Origin of the sequence: Gordonia sp. NB41Y, assembly GCF_030718915.1 — a bacterium.
GTDB classification, from domain to species: Bacteria; Actinomycetota; Actinomycetes; order Mycobacteriales; family Mycobacteriaceae; genus Gordonia; species Gordonia desulfuricans.
On sequence record NZ_CP132196.1, the window covers coordinates 2,247,841 to 2,262,746 of the forward strand.

14 protein-coding genes are annotated in these 14,906 nt (G+C 68.7%); 9 read left to right on the plus strand and 5 right to left on the minus strand.

Features of this window, described 5'->3' with window-relative positions; translation table 11 throughout:
* Positions 1 to 60: 60 nt before the first annotated feature.
* The 3 genes from Q9K23_RS09660 to Q9K23_RS09670 are packed head-to-tail and all read right to left on the minus strand — an operon-like array spanning position 61 to position 3,214.
* Positions 61 to 1,452, minus strand: a complete 1,392-nt coding sequence (locus tag Q9K23_RS09660; RefSeq protein WP_053777417.1) for an MmgE/PrpD family protein — start codon at positions 1,450 to 1,452, stop codon at positions 61 to 63.
* Positions 1,449 to 2,660 (minus strand): CoA transferase, encoded by a 1,212-nt coding sequence (locus tag Q9K23_RS09665; RefSeq protein ID WP_053777418.1) that lies wholly within the window; start codon positions 2,658 to 2,660, stop codon positions 1,449 to 1,451. The genes Q9K23_RS09660 and Q9K23_RS09665 overlap by 4 nt, the downstream gene beginning before the upstream one ends.
* Positions 2,657 to 3,214, minus strand: coding sequence for a MaoC family dehydratase (locus Q9K23_RS09670; protein ID WP_020792767.1), 558 nt, complete (start codon positions 3,212 to 3,214; stop codon positions 2,657 to 2,659). The genes Q9K23_RS09665 and Q9K23_RS09670 overlap by 4 nt, the downstream gene beginning before the upstream one ends.
* Before the next feature lie 271 nt (positions 3,215 to 3,485).
* Here Q9K23_RS09670 and Q9K23_RS09675 point away from each other — a divergent pair, with 271 nt between their 5' ends.
* From Q9K23_RS09675 to Q9K23_RS09685, 3 genes are read left to right on the plus strand one after another with little or no spacing between them, the layout of a single operon-like run.
* Complete coding sequence (locus Q9K23_RS09675; protein WP_053777419.1) at positions 3,486 to 5,564, plus strand: hydantoinase/oxoprolinase family protein; 2,079 nt, start codon at positions 3,486 to 3,488, stop codon at positions 5,562 to 5,564.
* 1 nt (position 5,565) lies between these two features.
* Complete coding sequence (locus Q9K23_RS09680; protein ID WP_305950488.1) at positions 5,566 to 7,386, plus strand: hydantoinase B/oxoprolinase family protein; 1,821 nt, start codon at positions 5,566 to 5,568, stop codon at positions 7,384 to 7,386.
* 47 nt (positions 7,387 to 7,433) lie between these two features.
* Entirely contained in the window at positions 7,434 to 8,645 is a 1,212-nt protein-coding gene (locus Q9K23_RS09685) for an amidase (protein ID WP_082365902.1), read from the plus strand.
* A gap of 27 nt (positions 8,646 to 8,672) precedes the next feature.
* Here the strand turns inward: Q9K23_RS09685 and Q9K23_RS09690 are convergent, their stop codons facing one another.
* Complete coding sequence (locus tag Q9K23_RS09690; protein ID WP_053777420.1) at positions 8,673 to 9,398, minus strand: GntR family transcriptional regulator; 726 nt, start codon at positions 9,396 to 9,398, stop codon at positions 8,673 to 8,675.
* Between the two features lie 100 nt (positions 9,399 to 9,498).
* Here Q9K23_RS09690 and Q9K23_RS09695 point away from each other — a divergent pair, with 100 nt between their 5' ends.
* From Q9K23_RS09695 to Q9K23_RS09710, 4 genes are all read left to right on the plus strand, one after another.
* Positions 9,499 to 10,410, plus strand: coding sequence for an alpha/beta hydrolase (locus Q9K23_RS09695; protein WP_053777421.1), 912 nt, complete (start codon positions 9,499 to 9,501; stop codon positions 10,408 to 10,410).
* A gap of 70 nt (positions 10,411 to 10,480) precedes the next feature.
* A complete protein-coding gene (locus Q9K23_RS09700; RefSeq protein ID WP_020792904.1) occupies positions 10,481 to 11,509 on the plus strand; it encodes a phosphotransferase family protein in 1,029 nt (342 codons plus the stop codon).
* A 93-nt stretch (positions 11,510 to 11,602) separates the two neighbouring features.
* Complete coding sequence (locus tag Q9K23_RS09705; RefSeq protein ID WP_222838380.1) at positions 11,603 to 12,031, plus strand: fumarylacetoacetate hydrolase family protein; 429 nt, start codon at positions 11,603 to 11,605, stop codon at positions 12,029 to 12,031.
* 173 nt (positions 12,032 to 12,204) lie between these two features.
* Entirely contained in the window at positions 12,205 to 13,461 is a 1,257-nt protein-coding gene (locus Q9K23_RS09710; RefSeq protein WP_053777422.1) for an amidohydrolase, read from the plus strand.
* 32 nt (positions 13,462 to 13,493) lie between these two features.
* Here the strand turns inward: Q9K23_RS09710 and Q9K23_RS09715 are convergent, their stop codons facing one another.
* The gene (locus Q9K23_RS09715) at positions 13,494 to 13,892 is read right to left on the minus strand and encodes a nuclear transport factor 2 family protein (protein ID WP_053777490.1); all 399 of its coding nucleotides are present in this window, start codon (positions 13,890 to 13,892) and stop codon (positions 13,494 to 13,496) included.
* A gap of 74 nt (positions 13,893 to 13,966) precedes the next feature.
* On the opposite strand from Q9K23_RS09715, the gene Q9K23_RS09720 reads away from it, so the two are divergent.
* Together Q9K23_RS09720 and Q9K23_RS09725 are read left to right on the plus strand one after the other, a co-directional pair.
* Positions 13,967 to 14,491, plus strand: coding sequence for a hypothetical protein (locus Q9K23_RS09720; protein WP_238403539.1), 525 nt, complete (start codon positions 13,967 to 13,969; stop codon positions 14,489 to 14,491).
* A 54-nt stretch (positions 14,492 to 14,545) separates the two neighbouring features.
* Entirely contained in the window at positions 14,546 to 14,875 is a 330-nt protein-coding gene (locus tag Q9K23_RS09725) for a cupin domain-containing protein (RefSeq protein ID WP_020793638.1), read from the plus strand.
* The last annotated feature ends 31 nt before the right edge of the window (positions 14,876 to 14,906 follow it).

Sequence of the window (14,906 nt, forward strand, 5' to 3'; positions counted from 1 at the left end):
ATCCTTGATCTGGAGACATGTCCGAAGAGTCCGCCGGCATGGCCGGCAGGCGGGGGGAGGCTACGGTCGGTGACCGGCGACGACGGCGGCCGCGAGGGTGAGGATCGGATGCACCGACGGCGCATCGGCCAGGCCGGTGACCACCTCGACGAGGTTCCGTGCGGGCTCGCCGTCACCGGTGTTGGCCAGGAACTTCTCCGCAACCGCGGCATGGTCCATCGGATTGCCGGAAGTGCCACGGCTACAGTCGACCTCGCCGACGATCTCGACGCCGTCGAGCAAGGTGATCACCGCGCGGCCCTTGGCGTCGGCGGCCGGGCGGGCGTCGGGCACGGTGGAGATCTCCACCTTTCCGGCGGTGGCGGCCACCTCCGGGCGCGCGATGGAGTTCTCGTCGTAGGTGTCCACGGTGACCGCCCCGTCGTGCACGAGTGCGGCGACACTCCACGGCAGGTCGAACTTCGCGTCGTAGACGCTGCGCGGGCCCCGTGTGCCGGTCCCAGGTCCGCACACGATGGCCACGCTGTCGGGATGGACGTCGACGGCGATGGACGCGATCTGTGCGGCCGAGACCGCGATCCCCGAGGTACGCGCATCGGCCAGCGCGCGCCCGACGGCGTCGAGAGTAGCGTGCATCAGCTGGCAGCTGGGATACGGTTTGATACCGATACTCGCACTCTCCCAACGTGTTCCGAGTTCGTCCACCACCACGTCGGGATCCACGTCACGATCGGCGAGGGCCCGGTACAGACCGCGCCGACCCTCCAGCACGGACTCCGGGCCACTGGCACCGGCGAGCGCGAGCCGCGCGGCGAGGACACCGGCGAACCCGGCGTTGCCCGGATGCAGGGTCTTGGTGTTGGCGCCGGTGTCGAGGAACTCGAGCAGGCCGCCCGACGACGACGCGGCGATCCCGAGCGCATCGGTGAGGGCGTCGGCGTCGGCTCCGTAGAGCAGACCCGCCGCGAGGGCACCGGCCACCGGGCCGACCACCGCGGTGGCGTGCAGTCCGCGGGCATGGAATCCGTGCGGTACCGCCGCGCCGAGACGGCAGGCCACCTCGAGCCCGGCGACCAGTACGGTGACCGCCTGCGCGCCGGTGGCGTCGACCTCCTCGGCCACCGCCAGCACGGCCGGGGCGACGACGGTCGTCGGGTGCACCAGCGCACCGGCGTGGGTGTCGTCGAAGTCGAGGGTGTGCATCAGGACGCCGTTGGCGTACGCGGCGGCCGGCGCCGAGATCGCGGTGACGTCCCCGAGCGGATGCGCTTGGGCGGGGCCACCCAGCCCCTGTGCGACGGCCAGCCCGGGACCTCCCTGGTCACGGCGTCGTGCGCCGATCCCGTTGCCCACACCGTCGAACAGGTGCCGCAGCGCGGCCCGACGGGTGGTCTCCGGCACGGCACCCACGTCGAGTCCGGCGGCCCACTCGGCGAGGCGGCGCGCGGTCATGCCGTCTCCTGCGCGATCTTCCCGAAGGCACCCGCGTCGACCAGGCCGCGAATCTCGTCGGCACTGTAGCCCAGCATGGTCATCACCTCGTCGAAGTTCTCGTTGCGGTGCGGTGCGCGACGGTAGCGGACCGGGTCGTCACCGAACCGTACCGGGGAGGTCACCTGCCGCACCTCACCCCACACCTCGTGGTCGGTGGTCGCGATGAGCCCCCGGGCCACGGTGTGTTCCTCGGTGAGCGCCTGCTCGACGTCGTTGATCGGCCCGGTCGGCACACCCGCCGCGGTCAGCAGCGACACCCAGTGATCCACCGAGTTCTCGGCAAACCGGTTCTCCAGCACCGGAAGCAGCTCGTCCTTGTACTCACCACGCGCGGTGAAGTCGACGAACCGCGGGTCGTCGAGCAGATCGGCCAGACCGATCGCCTCGACCAGGCGCACCCAGAACTTCTCCTTGGCGCATCCGACGACGAACCATCCGTCGACGGCCTCGAAGGCCTGGAACGGCACCAGCGACGGATGAGCGGAGTTCTTGGTCCGGACCGGCCGGAAGCCGGCGTTGAGATGCCAGGCCGCCGGGTAGGTGAGCATCGAGATCGCCGTGTCGTACAGCGACACATCGCAATCGCCCCCGACACCGTCACGCCGCGCGGCGTGCAGGCCGGCCATCAGACTCAGTGCCGCCACGTACCCACCGCAGAAGTCCACCAGGGACAGACCGGATTTGGTCGGCGGACCGTCCGGGTCACCGGTCAGGTCCATCCAGCCGGCCAGCCCCTGCAGGATGTAGTCGTAGCCGGGCTGCCGTGACCGCGGTCCGGTCATGCCGAAACCGGTGAGACTGCAGCAGACGATGGCCGGGTTGAGGTGTTTGAGGTCGTCGTAGGTGATCCGCATCTTCGCGGGCACGTCCCCGCGGAGATTGGAGTACACCGCGTCACTCGTGGCCACCAGATCCTCGAAGACCTTGCGGCCCTCCGGGGTTCCCAGATCCAGCGACAGGCTGCGCTTGTTCCGGTTGAACGTCTCGAAGAACAGCGAGTCCTCACCGGAGTTGTACGGTGGTACATAACGCCCCACGTCGCCACCGGACGACGGCTCCTCGATCTTGAGGACGTCGGCACCGAGATCGGCGAGGTGTACGCTGCCGAACGGGCCCGCACCGTACTGTTCGATCGCGATGATGCGGACGTCCTCGAGTGGCCTCATCGGTGACCCTCGGCCGCAGCGGGCGCGGTGAGTTCGGTCAACGACGGCGCCTTGACCTCCGGGAAGTAGTTCTGACCGATACCGCTCTCGCGCGTGGCCACCATCACCGACCGCTTCCAGGAGACGACCACCTCGCCGTCCTGGTTGATCCCGCGGGTCACCATCGAGACGATGCCTGCATACGGCCGCGACTGCGACAGGCGCAGATCGGTGCAGATGCTCTCGGCGTAGATCGTGTCCCCCACATAGACCGGGTGGGCCAGCGTGACATCGGTGAACTGCAGGTTGGCCACCGCGTTCTGGCTCATGTCGATCACCGAGAGTCCCAGGACCAGTGCGATGGTCAGGCCCGAGTTGACGATGACCTTGCCGTCGGTGATGGGGTTCTGCCGGGCCAGGTGCTCGTTGAAGTGGTTCTGGTTGGTGTTCATCGACAGGCAGGTGATCCACGCGTTGTCGGTGTCGGTGATCGTGCGGCCCATCGGGTGCTGGTAGACGTCGCCCACGACGTAGTCCTCGAAGAAACGCCCGAGTGTGGCGGGGTGGGTGGTCAATGGTCCTCCTGAAGGTGCGGCGTCGGAGAGCGACGCATCGCCGTGACGCGGCCCATCGTAAACCTCTGATCTTTTACGAGTCAAAGCGTGGGCGATGCAGGTAATTCTTAGAGTATTCGCCTAGGGGTTGCCGTAACCCTCCGATGTATTGCAAGATTTCCGGCGAGCACATGTATGGCTCAGATCACTCCCGTCAGTGAGCACCACCCCGACCCGGGCACCACCCCGGTCCGGGTCGGGGTGTCGGCGTTGGAAGAGGAAGCGAGTTTCGATGAAGCGAATCGGCGTGGATGTGGGCGGCACGTTCACCGACCTGGTCCTGTGGGACGACGACGGGACGGTGACGGTACACAAGACGCCGTCGACCAACCACGACCCCTCGATCGGCACGATGGACGGCATCGAGGTGCTCGCCGAGCGCGCGGGAATCGACGTCGCCGACATCGAGATGTTCTTCCACGGGACCACCGTGGCCACCAACATCGTGCTCGAGCACAACGGCAGCGACGTCGGCATGATCACCACCGACGGCTTCCGCGACCTCCTCCACATCGCCCGCAAGAAGCGGCCCCTGAACTACTCCAACTACCAGGATCTGCCCTGGCAGAAGTGGCAGCTGGTCCCCCGCCGCAACCGGCGCACCGTCCCCGAGCGGATGGACGCCGCCGGCACCGTACTGACCCCGCTCGACGAGGACGCCGTCCGCCGCGAGGTGGCCCTGCTCCGCGAACGGGGGGTCGAGGCGATCGCCGTGGCCTTCCTGCACGCCTACCGCAACCCGAGCCACGAGCAGCGGGTCCGCGAGATCATCGCCGAGGAATACCCCGGGGTGTTCGTCTCGCTCTCCAGCGACGTCGCCTCCCAGTACCGCGAATACGAACGCTTCTCCACCACCGCACTCAACGCCTTCGTCGGCCCCAAGACCTCCCGCTACATCGAGAACCTGGCCGGCAAGGCCAAGGCCGCCCGGGTCGGCGAGGACGTCCACCTGATGACCTCCGCCGGTGGCCTGGTCACCTCGCGCAGCGCGAGCGAGGTGCCGGTGTCGCTGCTGACCAGCGGCGTCGTCGCAGGTCTGCTCGGCGGCTGTTTCATCGGCAAGGCGTCGGGCTACCCCAGCGTCATCACCCTCGACGTGGGCGGCACCTCCGCCGACATCGGCGTGGCCCCCGACGGCAAGCTGCGGATGAAGCACCTGCTCGACACGCGGATCGGCGACTACCACGCCATGGTCCCGATGGCCGAGGTCGACACCATCGGTGCCGGCGGCGGCTCCATCGCGAGCATCGACGAGGGCGGGATGTTCCGCGTCGGCCCCCGCAGCGCCGGGGCCACCCCCGGACCCGCCTGCTACAACCGCGGCGGCACCGAACCGACATCGACCGACGCGATGGTCGTGATGGGCTGGCTGCGCGAGGACAGCTTCCTGTCGGGAACCATGGAGGTCAAGACCGAACTCGCCACCGAGGCGGTCCGCACCCACATCGCCGACAAGCTCGGCGCCGACCTCGAGCATGCCGCGATGGGCATCTTCCAGATCCTGGCCCACTCGATGACCGAGGCCATCTCGCTGCATTCGGTGCGCAAAGGCTATGACCCCCGCGACTTCTCGCTGGTGGCCGAGGGCGGGGCCGGCCCCCTCTACGCATGGCAGATCGCCGAGCACCTGGGTATCCCCCGGGTCATCGTCCCCGGTCATCCCGGTATCACCTCGGCAGTCGGTCTGCTGACCACCGACGTGCGTTACGAAGTGCCCACCACCGTGTGGACCTCTTCTGCCGAACCCGATCTCGACCTCCTGCGCCGGGAGATGGACCGGCTCTCCGCACAGGCCGTCGACCAACTGCGCGCCGACGGCATCGCCGACGACGACATCACCCTCGAGGACAGCGTCGACTGTCGTAATGTCGGACAGGGTTACGAGTTGCGCGTACCCGCTCCCGGCGGCGAGGTCACCGCCGACTGGGTCGAGCAGACCGCGGCCACCTTCCACGAGGTACACGGGCGCACCTACTCCCAGCGTTTCGACGACAAGCCGGTGCAGCTGGTCAACCTCCGCGTCACCGGAGTCGGTGCCGTCGAACACATCCGGATCGCCGAGATCGAGAAGGGCGGGGCCGACGCCTCCGCCGCCGTCAAGGCCACCACCCGGGCCCTGTTCTGGAAGAACGACTCCGCCGATCCCGAGTGGGTCGAGACCCCGATCTACGACCGCGCACTGTTCAAGGCGGGCAACACCTTCGAGGGTCCCGCGATCGTCCAGCAGTTCGACTCGACGACGATCGTCGGCATCGGACAGAAGGCCACGGTCGACGCCGTGGGTCACATCATCATCGAGAGGAGCGCCTGACATGGCGAAGGCCCTGATGCCCAAGGACGGCGTTTCCCTTGCCGCCGAGGCGAATCGGACGTGGAACACCGTCGAGGTCGACCCCATCACCCTGCGCGTCATCGGCGGTGCGCTCAACTCCATGGCCAAGGAGATGGCCCAGGTCTTGTACCGGATGGCCTACTCGAGCCTCATCCGCGAGTCCGAGGACCTCGGTGCGGGCATCTTCGACGTCAACGGACGTGAGCTGTGCGAGTCGGATTCGACTCCCATGCACTGCGGTTCGATCCCGGCCTACATCCGCGGCGTCAACCGGCGCCTGGCCGGCACGTACCGGCCCGGCGACGTGATCCTGCACAACCATCCGTATCACGGTGCCGCACACTCCCCCGACTACGGCGTGATCATCCCCATCTTCTGGGAGGGCGAGCACATCGGATTCGCCGGGTGCACCGGACACGTCTCCGACATCGGCGGCAACTTCCCCGGTCTGTGCATGGACGTCGTCGACGTCTGGGCCGAGGGCAAGCTGATGGACTCGATGAAGATCTACGACGGCGGCGTGCGCAACGACATGCTGATCCAGCACATCCTGGACAACGTGCGTACCCCCGAGCAGAACCGCGGTGACCTCGAGGCGCTGATCGCCTGCTCGCGGATCGGCGAGAAGCGGTTCATCGAACTGCTCGAGAAGTACGGTCTCGACGTGGTGATGAGCGCCGCCGACCGCTGGATGGACTACTCCGAGGAGATGCTGCGCAGCCGGATCCGGGCGATCCCCAACGGCAGCTACGAGGCGCCGCTCGGCTATCTCGACGACGACGGCAAGAACCGCGGTGTGCCGCTGAAGGTCGCGGTGCGCGTGCAGGTGGAGGACGAGGACGTCCTGATCGACCTGACCGGTTCCAACGACCAGGTGCCGACGGCGTTCAACGTGCCCTTCGAGGGGTCGGTGTTGCCGGTCGCGGTGAGCGCGATCCGCACGATCCTGCTCGACGAGTACCTCACCGAGGAGTTCGTCCCGCAGAACGACGGCTGTTTCCGCCCCGTGCGGGCCTACGCACCCGAGGGAACGATCTTCAACCCGGACTTCCCGGCGTCGTGTTTTGCACGGTTCTCGCAGGTCAACCGGATCTTCGACTCGATCAACCTGGCGTTGGCGCCGGTGTTGCCGGAGCGGGCGATCGCCGGCTCGTCGGCGGCACTGTGCGCGATCGCCTATTCGGGTCTGGCCGAGGACGGCGAGTCGTACTGGGTCTACATCGAGATCAACGAGGGCTCCTACGGTGCACGCAACGGCAAGGACGGGATGGATGCGGTGGACGCCCTGATGGCCAACACCCGCAACAACCCGATCGAAGAACTCGAGCTCAACCACGCCATGCGCGCCGAACGCTACGAGCTGCGTGACGAGTCGCCCGCGCCCGGCCGGTGGCGCGGCGGTATCGGCAGCGTGCGCACCTGGTACATGCAGACCGACACCTTCCTGGGCTCGGAGGCCGACAACCGGACCGACCCGCCGGCGGGCGCGCTCGGCGGCGGTGACGGAGCGTCCGGATCGTTCATACGCAATCCCGGCACGCCCGACGAGGAGGTGCTGTTCTCGAAGGTCACACAGGAGGTCGTCCACGCCGGTGATCGCCTGGAGATCCGGATGCCGTCGGGCGGCGGATTCGGCGATCCCTTCCTGCGCGATCCGTTCGCGGTGCTCTCCGACGTGTGGGACGAGTACCTCACCGCCGAGGAGGCCCGCCGCGACTACGGTGTCGTCGTGAACACCGACGACTGGACGATCGACGCCGCTGCCACCGAGCAGGTGCGCTCGTCCCGGGTGGCGTCCTGACCCCAGGGTTCGGCGGGGCCGGCGGGATCGTCGACGTCGCCGAACGGTTGAACACCGTCATCTCGTGGGTTCCGGAGTCCTCGGGTACCGACCCGGATGTGACGTCGGGACCGCTGAGCGGTGTGCGGATCGGGGTGAAGGACAACATCGACGTGGGCGGTGTGCGCTCGACCTGCGGTTCGGCGTACTTCGCCGATCGGATCGCGGATTCCGACGCCGCATGCGTGGGCGCGCTCAAACGGGCCGGTGCGATCATCACCTCCACCCTCAATCTCGCCGAGTTCGCCGTCGGTGTCACCAGTCAGAACTCCGCCTCCGGTGGACCGGTGAACCCGTGGGACCCGGCCCGGGTCCCGGGCGGCTCCAGCGGCGGGTCCGGGGTCGCGGTGGCCGCCGGGATCGTCGACGTCGCGCTCGGCACCGACACCGGCGGGTCGATCCGCCTGCCCGCGGCCTGCTGCGGTGTGACCGGGCTACGCCCCTCGATCGGCACCCTCGACATGACCGGGATCTTTCCGGTGAGCGCCGGTTTCGACACCGTGGGACCGATCGCCCGTACCGCATCGCTGGTACGCCGCACGCTGTCGGCCCTGGTCGACTTCGATGTGGCACCCCGGCACGACGGGCCGTTGCGGATCGCGGTGCCGTGGCCGTTCGTGACCGCCGACGTCGACCCGGCGATCGGCGAGGCGGTCCGTACCACCGCCGAGCTGCTCCGACGGCTCGGCCACACGGTGGTCGACATCCCGATCCCACACAGCGAATCGGCCCAGGACGTGGTCTACACGCTGATCTACTCCGACCTCGCACGGACACATGCACAACGGCTCGGCGACGAACCCAGCCGGTTCCAGCCTGCGACGCGCGAGCGGATCAGCTTGGGGCTGAGCATCTCCGACGATCGCCGCGATGCCGCACTCCGAGGGCGGGATGTGTTCCGGGCGGCGATGGTGCGGGTGTTCGCCGAGGCCGACGTGGTGCTGACGCCGGCGATGCCGGTCGATGTCCCGCCCCTCGGCGGCGATGACGCGGTGATCGCCCAGGCCCGTCGGATGGGGCAACTCACCTATCCGTGGTCGTTGCACACCGGCCCCACCCTGGCCCTGCCGATCGGGACACATCCGTCCGGCATGCCGATCGGTGGCCAGCTGACCGCCGCCGAGACCGATGAAGGACTCCTGCTCGCACTGGCCGAACAGATCCAGGACCACACCGACTGGCACCTGCGGACTCCGCCGATCCACGTCGACCGACGGTGAGGCCGCCCAGCGGGCCGACCGGCTGGTTCAGCCCTGACGTCTGAGCAGATCCATCTGCTTGTAGACGTCACCGAGGTGGTCGAGGTGGCGGCGCATGAGTGTCATCGCGGTCATCGAGTCCCGACGTTCGACCGCCTCGAGAATGGCCCGGTGGTCGGCGTCGACGCACCGCCAGAACCCCTCGGGCGCGGCATCGCGACTGAACCTGCTGCCGATCACCCGGAACACCGGGACGGTCACCAGGTCGAGCAGGGGGTTGTCGGCGGCGCGCAGCAGGATGCGGTGGAACTCCTGGTTGTTCGCATAGACCTCGGGGCCGATCTCGGCCGACGGGTCGAAGATGGTGGCGCGCAACTCTTCCAGATGCAGATCGGTGTGCCGGAAGGCGGCCGCACCGGCGGCCGGGACCTCGGTGAGCTGACGGACCTCCATCAGCTGGTCGACGGTGACCGCCTCGGCGGCGGCGAGGAGTGTCACCCCGGCCTCGAGGTGGGCGCTGAGCTGCCCGATGTCGGGCGTGGCGACGAATGTCCCGCCGGTGACACCGCGGGTGGTGTGGACCAGGTTCTCGCTGGCGAGTGAACGGATCGCCTCGCGGACGGTGCTCTGCCCGACACCGAACTCGGCGCGCAGCTCGGCGTCGGGTGGCAGTCGCGTTCCCGGGGTCAGCTCACCGGCCAGAATCCGTGTGCGAAGCGCATCGGCGACGACCTCGTACGCCGGCCGTCTACCGGACTTATTCGCCTCTGTCACAACATGTTCCGATCGTCTACGAGTTTCACCCAACCTATCAGATCCGGCGGCAGGCAACCGGGACACCTGAGGCATCTCGCACACGGACTACCCTGACCGGATGAAGCTGGGACTGACACGGACGATCGACCCCCGCCTGTACTCACTGGTCTATCCGACGCGCGAGTACTACCTGCAGCGTGGCTTCGGGCGAGGTCCGGCCGACCAGGCCGAGCTCATGTCGTTCCGGGCGGCGGCGCCCCCGCCCGAACCGGCCGATCCCCCGGCCGAGGTCGACGTCGTCGAGTACGGCGGCCGCCGGGTCCCGGTGCGGATTCATCGCCCCACGTCGGGCGATCCGGCCGGCGTGCTCCTGGACATCCACGGCGGCGGCTTCATGATGGGGTCGGCGGCACGGCGCGACGTGGCCGGCCGCGCGATCGCGGATCGACTCGGCATCGCGGTGGTCGGCGTCGACTACCGCCTCGCACCGGAGAACCCGTGGCCCGCCGCACCGGATGACTGTGAGACCGTGGCACTCTGGCTCACCGAGCACGCCGGCGAGTGCTTCGGCACCGACCACCTGGCCATCGGCGGGTTCTCCGCGGGCGCAACCCTCGCGATGACCACACTGATCCGCCTTCGCGATCGCGGTGTCGGCGGATTCCGTGCGGCCGCATTACAATTCGGCACCTACGACCTCAGCGGGCAGACGCCGAGCGGACGGTCGATCGCCGACGAGTACTTCATCGAGGCCTATGCCGGATCGGCCGCCGACCGCACCCACCCCGACATCTCACCGGTCTATGCCGATCTGGCAGGTCTGCCGCCGACGCTGATCGTCGTGGGGCAGGACGACATCCTGATGTCCGACAACATCGTCATGGCCGCCCACCTCTCCGCCGCCCGGGTCGAGGTGGACCTGCGCGTCTACCCCGGCGCACCACACGGTTTCACCGCACACCCGACACCCATGGGACGAGCCGCGCTCGACGACGTCGACACGTGGCTCGGAGATCGTCTGCACGCGTGAATCGGAATCCGCCCGGAACGCGGTACCGCCGTGATAGACCTGCGGTCGAGCGCCGGCGGGAAGGGCAACGATGACCGAGCATGACGCGACGACAGAACCCGCAGGTATCGACCGCGCCTCGGTGACGGCCTGGTTCACCGGCACCGTCGCCGACGTGACCCCGCCCCTGCACTTCGACCTCATCACCGGCGGCCGGTCCAACCTGACCTATCGGGTCGTCGACGAGGCCGGCCATCGCTGGGTGCTGCGCAGGCCACCCACCGGCCACATCCTCGCCTCGGCCCATGACGTGGTCCGCGAATGGCGCATCCTCGACATCCTCGCCGACACCCCGGTACCCGTGCCGCCGACCGTCGGATGCTGCACCGACCCGGCCGTCACCGGCGCCGACTTCTACGTGATGGACCACGTCGACGGTGTGGTGCTCGACGATGCGTCAACCGTCGCCGCCCTTCCCCGTCCGAACCGCACGACGGCGGCGTCGAACATGGTGGAGACGCTCGCCGCCATCCATGCGGTCGACACCGAGACCGGCGCCCTGACCGAGTTCCGCCGTCCCGGCGGATACATCGAACGGCAGTTGCGGCGGTGGGGCAGACAACTCACCGCCGGCGGCGTCGGACCCGGCCCGATCTGGGAGATCCACGAGCTTCTCGGCCGACGCATCCCGGCGCAACGGTGGACCGGTGTGGTGCACGGCGACTTCCGTCCCGGCAACCTGCTGATCACACCCGACGGCGAGGTGGCCGCCGTCCTCGACTGGGAGCTGTGGACCGTCGGTGATGTCCTCGCCGACCTCGGCTGGCTGGTCGCGAGCTGGTCCTCCGCGGACGTCTTCGGCTGGGCCCCCGACCCCGACGACGGATTCCCCGACACCGCAACCGTCGTCGACGAGTACGCCCGGCTGACCGGACGCGACGTCGGTGATCTGGACTTCTACCACGCGTTCGCGATCTGGCGTCTCGCGGCGATCGCCGAGGGGGTCGCCGCCCGTTTCCGGGCCGGCGCGATGGGCGAGCAGGACCTCGACATCGACGAGTTCGAACGACGATCGGCACTGCTGGCGGGTATGGCGCGCGAGCTGCTGCGCCGGGCCTGAACGAGAGGATCAGAATGTGCGGGGCCCCAGGCGATCCCACGCGACGGTGGAGACCACGGCCGCGGACCGTCCGAGGTGACACCGGCGGTCGCGGTGAGCCCGTATGATCATCGTCCGGATGCGACGAGGTCCAAGGACACCGCCACCAGCCTCGGCCCGATGCTGGTCACCCCGGACGAACTCGAGGACGTCCGCTCGGGACGTGGCCACCGCCTGTCGATGGTGGCGAGCGTCAACGGCGTCGAGATCTCGTCCGGGAACTGGTCGGACCTCCATTGGTCGTTCGGCGACATGATCGCCTACGCCTCACGCGGAACCCGTGTGGCACCCGGTGATCTCATCGGGAGCGGGACCGTCGCCACGGGATGTCTGCTCGAGCACATCGGGGTGGACCCGACCTCCGACCGGTGGCTGTCACCGGGAGACGTCGTCACCCTGGAGATCGAGCGGCTCGGCCGGATCCGATCGACGGTCCGTGCCGCGCGTCCGGTCCCCGAGATCCCGGCACCGGCCACGGTCTGAGCTGTCACACGTCATCGTGGGCGACAAACCCTCCACACTTACGCAGACCCACGGGGGTTTCACCCGGAGTGTCTGCGCAAGTGTGGAGGGTTTGGTGGGGCTCGGGGGTTCGGGCGAGTATCGTCGCCACCGACGCCCCGACCCCTCGTTTCCCACCTGTCGCGGAGGTTCCCGTGGCCGATCAGCCACGTGCCCAATCGATCCTGGACGCACTGAGCAGCACCCGTGAATGGCAGGCCGATCTCTATCGCGACCTGCATCAACACCCCGAACTCTCCCACCAGGAACATCGGACCTCGAAGCTGGTCACCGAACGGCTGCGCGGACTGGGTCTCGACGTCCACGACGGAATCGGCGGCACCGGGGTGGTGGGCATCCTCCGCAACGGCGACGGCCCCACCGTCCTCGCCCGCGCCGATATGGACGCATTACCGGTCGCCGAGGCCACCGGGCTGCCCTACGCGAGCACCGAACAAGCCCAGGACCGCTCGGGCACAACGGTTCCGGTGATGCACGCGTGCGGTCACGACGTCCACGTGACCTGCCTGCTGGGTGCGGTCGAACTCCTCTCCCGCGGCACCGGCCACTGGTCGGGAACCTTCGTGGCCCTGTTCCAGCCCGCCGAGGAGTTCGGCGACGGCGCCGCCCGCATGGTCGACGACGGGCTCGCCGGCGTCCTCCCCCCGATCGACGTCGCCCTGTCCCAGCACGTACTACCGGCACCGTCCGGGATCGTCGGCACCCGCTCCGGGCCGGTGCTCTCCGCCGCCGACAGCATGCGCATCACCCTCTACGGCCGCGGCGCGCACGGGTCGATGCCGCAGGCCGCCGTCGACGCCGTGGTGCTCGCGGCGTCGGTGGTGATGCGGCTGCAGACCGTCGTCGCCCGCGAGGTGGCACCCACCGACATCGCCGTGCTGACCATCGGTGCCCTCCATGCCGGAACCAAGAGCAACGTCATCGCCGACTCCTCGACCCTCGAACTCAACATCCGGACCTACTCCGACCAGGTGCGCGACAAGGTACTCGGCGCGATCCGCCGCATCGTCGAGGCCGAATGTCAGGCGGCCGGATCGCCGCGGCCGCCGGAGTTCGAGCTGTACGACCACTTCCCGCCGACGATCAACGACGACGCCGTCACCGCGCGGGTGACCGACGCACTCACCGGGTTCTTCGGCGATCGGTTGGTGCAGTTGCCGCTCCAGCCGGCCAGCGAGGACTTCAGCGACATCCCCCGCGCGCTCGGGGTTCCGTACACGTACTGGGGATTCGGTGGGATCGACCCCGAGCGCTACCAGCGGGCCGAAGCCGAGGGCCGGATCGACCAGGACATCCCGGTCAACCACTCCCCGACCTTCGCCCCGGTCATGCAGCCGACCCTCGACACCGGCACCGAGGCGCTGGTCGTCGCCGCGCTCGCGTGGCTGTGAGTGCTCGGCACACCCCGTCCCGGCCGGTCGGCTCATCCGTCGTAGTGGTCGAATTCCTTCAGCGAGGACCAGTCCGGCCAGGTCAGCTCCCACAGTCGGTGAATCCGGCCGTCCCGGAAGGTGGCCAGGAAGATCACCTCGATCTCGGTCGGGTCCTCGTCGGGACGTGTCGTGGTGATCCAGACGCGCCCGCCGAGACGGTCACCCCCTTCGACCCACGCGGCGTCGTCGTAGCGGACCGCATAGGTGATGGCGGTGGGATAGACGCGGGCGTGCCCGGCATGGAACGCCTCGTAGTCCTGCTCCTGGCCGTTGGTGTACAGCCGAAAGTCCGGGTCGTAGAACCGTTCCGCCTTCGTGAGGTCCTTGGCCTCCACCATCTCGGTGAACATCGCGCGCATCAGCACCTGCAGTGTCTCGGTGTCGCCCATGCAGATCAGGATCTCCGGGCTCCCGACGCCGCGCAACGTAGGCTGGGCGCACGCTCGACCCGAACGGAGACGGTATGCGCTCGACACACACGCTCGCCCGGCGATCCCTGGTGGCCCTGGTCGCCGCGGTGGGCACGCTCGTGCCGGTGTCCGGGGCCGCTGCGGCCCCGGTGGCGTCACCGGTACCCGTCGCAGCCGGTGTCCTGAGCATCTCGATCCCGGCACTCGATCCGTCGTGGACGCCGGTCACCGTCACGGCCCGGCCCGCGCCGCGCACGCTGCAGTACCCGCCGCCACCCGCCGCGGTGGACTTCTCCGTGAGCCCGCTGCAGCGCTACGACCCGCGCGCCGCCGACGATCACCTGCTGGTCTCGTGGCGCAATCTGCGATCGGGCAAGACCGGGACCCTGGTGCTGCGGCCGCGGCAGCTGCCGGAGTTCCCGACTCCCAGGAACACCTCGCACCGGTTGCCGACGTCGGCGGTCGCACCCACCGGTTCCGGGCCGGTGGTCGCGACGGTGACCGTGATCCGGGGCAGCGGCAAGGCCACCCGGACGGTGTCGGTGACGCCGGGTGCCACCGCGATCGACGTGCCCTGACCGCCGATATCCGGTTTCCCGCCACCACGCCGGAGTCGGTGTCACAGTGAAGACATGGAATCCTCCAACCTGCCCACCGTCGTCGACGAACTCATCACCACCGCCCACCGCGGGCACAACGGACGCGCCGCCCAGACCCTGCACGGCGGTTCGCAGCAGCGTCTGCGCCAGACCGTCATCGCCTTGACCGCGGGAACCGAACTCGCCGAACACGAGGCCCCCGCCGAGGCCACCCTGCAGGTGTTGCGCGGACACGTGACCCTCACCGCCGGCGTCCGCACCTGGCAGGGCACCGACGGCGACCTCGTCACCATCCCGGATGAGCGACACGGACTGTCGGCCCAGCAGGATTCGGCGGTGCTGCTGACCGTCATCACCGGCTGACCATCTGTGTCATCGTTTCGACACAGACCTC